The following is a 508-nucleotide window of genomic DNA, read 5'->3' as shown; positions in this document are numbered from 1 at the left end:
AGCCCTGGATGCCGGTGGCGGTGGCGGCGAAGTGCGCCTGGAACGCGGCGAAGGAGCCGAACTGGTCCTTGATGGCCTCGGCCAGCTCGCCGGTGGGCTCGCCGCCGCCCTCGGGGGACAGGTTGTGCCAGAAGATGGTGGGGTTGGTGTGCCCGCCGAGGTGGAACGCGAGGGTCTTCTCGGGCAGGGTGACCGCCGCGAGGCCGCCCGACTCGCGCGCCTCGGCGAGCTTGTCCAGGGCGGTGTGCGCGCCGGCGACGTAGGTGGCGTGGTGCGTGTCGTGGTGCAGCTGCATGATCTTGCCGCTGATGTGCGGCTCGAGGGCGCTGTAGTCGTAGGGCGGGTCAGGCAGCGTGTAGACGGTCATCGGGTGTCCTTCGGTGGTCGGAGGGGACGATCCGCCCCGAACCTAGGACCTCGACCGCGGTCGAGGTCAACGGAGACGAGCGTCACAGCCCGAGACCGGTGGGGGGGCCGGGGCCTGGCGCGCGCTCGAGGCCCTAGCGTC

The 508-nt window shown here is 71.7% G+C and carries 1 protein-coding gene; it reads right to left on the bottom strand.

The window, feature by feature from the left end; translation table 11 throughout:
• On the bottom strand, window positions 1–367 hold a 367-nt coding region (locus V5O49_RS00020), incomplete at its 3' end, for a superoxide dismutase (RefSeq protein ID WP_332900440.1).
• Window positions 368–508: the final 141 nt, after the last annotated feature.

It is taken from the genome of Isoptericola haloaureus, from assembly GCF_036689775.1.
GTDB lineage: Bacteria > Actinomycetota > Actinomycetes > Actinomycetales > Cellulomonadaceae > Isoptericola > Isoptericola haloaureus.
Note: the sequence above shows the minus strand (reverse complement) of the source record. Positions and strands in the feature narration are given on the sequence as shown.